Origin of the sequence: Eikenella sp. HMSC061C02 (genome assembly GCF_001809035.1) — a bacterium.
GTDB classification, from domain to species: Bacteria; Pseudomonadota; Gammaproteobacteria; order Burkholderiales; family Neisseriaceae; genus Eikenella; species Eikenella corrodens.
In genome coordinates this window covers 1-5,450 of record NZ_KV795551.1, presented here as the reverse complement: position 1 = coordinate 5,450, position 5,450 = coordinate 1, and the positions used below count along the sequence as shown (strand labels likewise).

The window sequence follows — 5,450 nt, the reverse complement described above, 5'->3', positions numbered from 1 at the left end:
GGATATCCGGGGCTTTGGCAAAGCTTTATATCTAATTTTACTAGCCTCTTTCACTTCTGCCACTTCCGCGCCGTCAGCGCCGATATTCGGTCAACAGTGTTTCCTGCATATCCAGCCCTTCTTCCCCTTCCTGCGCGGTAGCGCGGATATAGCTGCCGTCGGGTTGCATCAGCCAGGCTTTACGGTTGTCGGCCAGGGCGAGGGTGAGGGCTTCGCGCATGATGCGCTGTTTGATAGCCGGGTTTTCCACGGGGGTGCAGATTTCGATGCGGCGGAAGAAGTTGCGGCTCATCCAGTCGGCGCTGGCGATGAAGAGCTCTTCGCGCCCGCCGCTGTGGAAGTAGAACACGCGGGAGTGTTCGAGCAGGCGGCCGATGATGGAGCGCACGCGGATGTTTTCGGAAAGGCCGGGCACGCCAGGACGCAGGGTGCACATACCGCGCACGATTAAATCTATCTGCACGCCGGCCCGGCTGGCTTCATACAGGGCGCGGATGATGCCGGGCTCGATCAGCGAATTCATCTTGGCAATGATGCGGGCGGGTCGTCCGGCGCGGGCTTCGGCGGTTTCGGCGGCAATGCGCTCCAGCAGCATGGGGCTGAGGGTGAAGGGGCTTTGATAAAGCTTGTTGAGCCGCGTGGGTTGGCCTAAGCCAGTGATTTCCATGAAGATGGCGTTCACGTCGGCGGTGATGGCTTCGTCGGCGGTGAGCAGGCCGAAGTCGGTGTAGATGCGGGAAGTGCCTTGATGGTAGTTGCCGGTGCCGAGGTGGGCGTAGCGCTTCAGGTAGCCTCCTTCGCGGCGGATAACGAGCGCCATTTTGGCGTGCACTTTGTAGCCGAACACGCCGTACACCACATGCGCGCCCGCGCTCTCCAGCCGTCGCGCCCAGTTGACGTTGTTTTCTTCGTCGAACCGCGCCATCAGCTCCACCACCACGGTTACCTGTTTGCCTGCATTGGCGGCGGCAATCAGGGCGCGGGCGAGGTCGGAATGGGTGCCGGTGCGGTAGATGGTCATCTTGATGGCCACCACATCTGGATCGGCGGCGGCTTCTTGGATGAAGCGCACGGTGGGGGCGATGGATTGGTAGGGGTGGTGCAGCAGCACGTCATGCTGTTTGAGCACTTCAGGCATGGGCTGGTCTTTGCGCACATCTTTGGGCAGGCCGGGCGAGAATGGTGGGAATTTCAAATCAGGTCGGTCCACCATATCGGGCACGGCCATCAGGCGCACCAGGTTCACGGGGCCGACCACTTGGTAGAGCTCGTTCGGGCTCAAATTGCATTGTGCGAGCAGGAATTCGGCCACATGCGGCGGGCAGTTGTCGGCCACTTCCAGCCGCACTTCGTCGCCATACTGCCGCTCGCGCAGCTCGGTTTGCACGGCGGCACGCAGGTTGGTGAGGTCTTCTTCATCTACCGTGAGCTCGCTGTTGCGCGTGAGGCGGAATTGGTAGCAGCCTTCCACATCCATGCCGGGGAAGAGCTTGTGCACATAGGCATGCAAAATGGAGGAAAGCAGCACGAAACCGTGCCCTTCGCTGAGTTCTTCCGGCAGCTTCACCACGCGCGGCAAAATGCGCGGCGCCTGCACCACGGCCATGCCGGAAGCGCGGCCGAAAGCGTCTTTGCCGGAAAGCGACACCACGAAGTTGAGCGACTTGTTGAGCAGGCGCGGGAAGGGGTGCGCCGGATCGAGCCCCAGCGGGGTGAGGATGGGCAGCAGCTCACGGTCGAAATAGCTTTCAATCCAGGCGCGCTGCTGCTCCGTCCATTGGCGGCGCGGATAGAAGAAAATGCCCTCTTGGCGCAGCGCGGGAATCAGCTCTTGGTTGAACAGCTCGTATTGCTCCTGAATTAATTTTTTGGCCTCAGCCGCCGCTGCCGCCATGGTTTCGGCCGGTGTGGTGCCGTTATCCAAGAGAATGTGCGGGTTAAGCTGGCTTTCCTTCTTCAGCCAGGCCATGCGCACTTCGAAAAATTCGTCTAAATTAGAAGAAACGATGCACAAAAAGCGCAACCGCTCCAAAAGCGGCACGCCCTCGTCCCGCGCCTGCGCCAGCACGCGGCGGTTGAACGCCAGCAGGCTCAGTTCGCGGCAAAGGATGGTGGGCTGGTTCGGCATAAGGCTACCTGAAAAAGAAAATTGAATGAAAACGCTGTGTAAACAAACAGCTGCTTAGAAGAAATCGGCGCTATAATGGCTATGCCGCCATCGGCAAAGTGCCATGTGCGCCCGCTATAATTAACATAGCAATTATCGTTCCAACCTGCGCCTAAAGGCAAGATATAGGCACGAAGCAGGCCGAACGTTTCCACCCGCCACCTTTCGGGAGACCCATCATGCGAATCCTGTTCCTCCTCTGCGCCGCCCTCTTCAGCGCTGCCGCCGCAGCCGAAACCAGCGCCCAAATCAACCTGCAAATCAACCCCTCCGCTGATTACTACTACGGCGGCTACGACAACTACCCCGGCTACTACCCCAGCCGCAGCTACTATTTCTACAACGGCTCCAACCAATACGGCGGCGGCGAAATCCAAACCACCGAGCAATACAGCCGGGGCGGCATCGGCTACACCGAACATCGCAACTGCCACACCAGCGCCGGCTCCACCATCTGCACCGGCAACTGGCGGCCGGTATCGCCCGTGCGCGGCAACATCCAAATCAACTACCGACACTAAGTGCCCGTAGCGGTATAAAAAGGCTACCTGAAAACCATCCTACGGTTTTTCAGGTAGCCTTTTCTATTTCCACGCCATCCTCCACCAAGCTATCGGTAAAACCGCTGCCCCATCCCGTTATCGCAATATTGCAGGCTCACCGTGCCGCTGCTGCCGTCCAGGCACAGGCCGTTGGCGGCGCTGCGGATGTGGCTGCCCTCGGCAATCCAATGCTGGCTGCGGCTGTTTTGGCAGGCGGTGGCGATGACGGGGCTGCCGGCGCCGCCGGTGGCTTCGGCGCACAAGCCGTTGATGTTCAGGCGCGGGCCGTCGAACATGAATTGTTGGTTGTTGCGCCCGTGGCATGGCTGGCTGACCAGGTAGGCGGGCATGCCGCTGCGTTCGAGGCTGAGGCAGGAATTGTCGGCGGCTTGGCGCAGCAGGGTGCGGCGGCTGTTGTTGAGCACGGGGCGGTAGTAGCCGTCGAGCGGGGAGCTTTCGGTCATGATGACGGTGGTGCCCGGGGCGGCGTCCACGCGCACGGTTTTGTGCACGGTGTGTGTGGTTTCCACAGGCAAATCGAGCGAGAAGAACCGCCCGTTTGGGCCGTCGAGATAAGTGCAGGCGGGGAGGGCGAGCAGGGCAATCAGGAATGGCGGGATTTTCATGGCGGCTCTTTCGGTGGGAGGGGTTAGGCTACCTGAAAGCTGCGGGCGGTTTCAGGTAGCCTGTATGCGGTTTACGGCTGCACTTCCACATTGGCGAGTGCTTCGATATCTAACACGATTTCGTCTTGGCTGTCGCATTTTAAGGGGTGTTGGTCGCTGTTGATCACTTCGCCGTTCTTAATGAAGAAGGCGTGCGTCTGCCAGCCGGTGTAGCCGCCGTAGCTGTTTTTGGCATTCACGCGGGCACACACCATATAGGAGGGATAATAGCTGATCTGCCCGGCGGCAACGTATTGGTTTTTATGCACGTGCAAATATTTCCGCGGCCGGGTGAAGCCGCCGTACATCACAGAATGGGGGTCGATCAGGGTTTGGGCAAGGTGGCGCTTGATGAGTTGCTCGTAGTTGCGCGGGTAGCTGCCGTAGTCCATGCGGCGGATTTGATCCATGGTGAGTACGGTAGGTTTAGGTAGGCAGCCGGCGAGCAGGAAGCTGCCGAAGAGGGCGGCGAGAAGGCGTTTTCTCATGCATTTTCCTTTTTGGCAAAGTGTTGAGGCTACCTGAAAACCAAGCTGCAGCAGAGTGCGAAACGGTTTCAGGTAGCCTCAGGGCAGTTAGGGGTTTACTCTGATTTCTTTCCCATTTTCCAGCACTTTAATATAAGAGCCGGGCTCTACGGATACCATGGGGTCGTCGTCGCTGTAGCATCCGGTGCCGAACACGTTTTCATAGATGCGGCCGTCACGGATGAGGTAGGGGTGTAGCTGCCAGCCGGTGTAGCCGCCATAGCTGTTTTTGGCATTGACGCGGGCGCACACTACATAGCCGGTGATGATGCGGATCGGGGTATCGGTTTCGATCGGGTGGAATCTTCGCTCGAAGCGCACAAATTTTCTTGGGCGGGAAATGCCATCCAGCATCATGGAGCGGGGATCGATCAGGGTTTGGGCGAGGTGGCGCTTGATGAGCTGCTCGTGGTTGCGCGGGTAGCTGCCGTAATCCAGGTGGTGGATTTGCTCCATGGTGAATTCGGTGGGATCGGGCAGGGTGTAGCAGCCAGTGAGCAGGGTGCTGCCCAACAGGGCGGGGAGGAGGAGTTTTTTCATTTTATATCCTTGTTTGATGTGGTGAAATATCAGCGGCAGTCGGTGAGCAGTTTGCGCATCAGCCGGCATTCGATGCCGATTTCTTGATTCAGCGGCAGCATGGCTTCGCCAAGGGGGCGGTAGCCGTTGAGCAGGTAAAACGGTTCGGAATTGAGCGAGGCATAGAGCTTGAGCATGCCCAGCCCGTGTTGGTAGGCCAGCTCTTCGGCGCGGCCGAGCAGGGCGGTGCCGAGGCCTTGGCGCTGCACGAAGGGGTGCACATACAGGGCATCGAGCTGGGATTCTTGCAGATTAAGCTGGAAAAAGCCTTGGATGTGGTGTTTGAATTCGATCACCCACAAGAGCTTGCGTTCGTCTTCGAGAGTGTCGAGGTAGCTGTCGGGGCTGAGCAGGGCAAGCCAGGCTTGCAGCACGGCTTCGTTGTAGTTGCGGGCGCAGGTGTAGCGCACGGCGTATTGGTGGGCGTTGTAGATATGCTCGCAATCTTGGATGCGTGCCGGACGCAGGTGGGTAATCAGGCTCATAACGGGCGGGTAGGTGCGGTGAAACTGGCGGAATTATATAGCTTGTCCAATCGAATAACCAATTGGCTTGGGCAATCGGGGATATAATTAGGGCTACCTGAACCCTGCATGAGCCAAATCAACTAAAACTCAGGTGCACTAATTTTCAGGTAGCCTTTAAGCCCCACCCCACCCATCAAAAGGAATCCTTATGCCCCCTCATCTGAAAAGCTGGCTGGCCGTGTGCCTGCTGCCGCTGTTGCTGGCCTTGTGGTTTGCGCTGAATCCGGCGCGCGATGCCACGGGCTATTTGCTGCACGGGGTGGTGATGTGCTGCGCCTGTGTGTTTTTGCTGAAATATGTGCTGTTTGCGTTGGTGTCGGCGCATTTGCGCCAGGATGCGGCGGCCAAGCAGCGCGCCTTGCTGCAATTATTGCCCTTGGCCGTGTTCGGCGGCTATGTGGCTTATTACTTTATGGGGCTGTCCTAGATAACTAGGTTAGACT

At 58.6% G+C, this 5,450-nt stretch carries 7 protein-coding genes; 2 read left to right on the top strand and 5 right to left on the bottom strand.

What is annotated here, in order from left to right:
* Positions 1–73: 73 nt before the first annotated feature.
* Positions 74–2,128 (bottom strand): polyphosphate kinase 1, encoded by a 2,055-nt coding sequence (gene ppk1 / locus HMPREF2541_RS06230; RefSeq protein ID WP_070542373.1) that lies wholly within the window; start codon positions 2,126–2,128, stop codon positions 74–76.
* 218 nt (positions 2,129–2,346) lie between these two features.
* Between ppk1 and HMPREF2541_RS06225 the strand changes: the two genes are divergently transcribed.
* Positions 2,347–2,688 carry a hypothetical protein gene (locus tag HMPREF2541_RS06225; RefSeq protein ID WP_070542370.1) on the top strand — a complete coding sequence of 114 codons (342 nt, stop codon included), beginning with the start codon at positions 2,347–2,349 and terminating at the stop codon, positions 2,686–2,688.
* Between the two features lie 89 nt (positions 2,689–2,777).
* On the opposite strand, the gene HMPREF2541_RS12175 is transcribed toward HMPREF2541_RS06225, so the two are convergent.
* From HMPREF2541_RS12175 to HMPREF2541_RS06205, 4 genes are all read right to left on the bottom strand, one after another.
* The gene (locus HMPREF2541_RS12175) at positions 2,778–3,335 is read right to left on the bottom strand and encodes an RICIN domain-containing protein (RefSeq protein ID WP_070542367.1); all 558 of its coding nucleotides are present in this window, start codon (positions 3,333–3,335) and stop codon (positions 2,778–2,780) included.
* Between the two features lie 71 nt (positions 3,336–3,406).
* Positions 3,407–3,862 (bottom strand): hypothetical protein, encoded by a 456-nt coding sequence (locus HMPREF2541_RS06215; RefSeq protein ID WP_049258702.1) that lies wholly within the window; start codon positions 3,860–3,862, stop codon positions 3,407–3,409.
* Between the two features lie 87 nt (positions 3,863–3,949).
* A complete protein-coding gene (locus HMPREF2541_RS06210) occupies positions 3,950–4,441 on the bottom strand; it encodes a hypothetical protein (RefSeq protein ID WP_023887725.1) in 492 nt (163 codons plus the stop codon).
* 29 nt (positions 4,442–4,470) lie between these two features.
* Entirely contained in the window at positions 4,471–4,965 is a 495-nt protein-coding gene (locus HMPREF2541_RS06205) for a GNAT family N-acetyltransferase (RefSeq protein WP_070542364.1), read from the bottom strand.
* Between the two features lie 190 nt (positions 4,966–5,155).
* Here HMPREF2541_RS06205 and HMPREF2541_RS06200 point away from each other — a divergent pair, with 190 nt between their 5' ends.
* A complete protein-coding gene (locus HMPREF2541_RS06200; RefSeq protein WP_070542361.1) occupies positions 5,156–5,434 on the top strand; it encodes a hypothetical protein in 279 nt (92 codons plus the stop codon).
* Positions 5,435–5,450 lie beyond the last annotated feature (16 nt).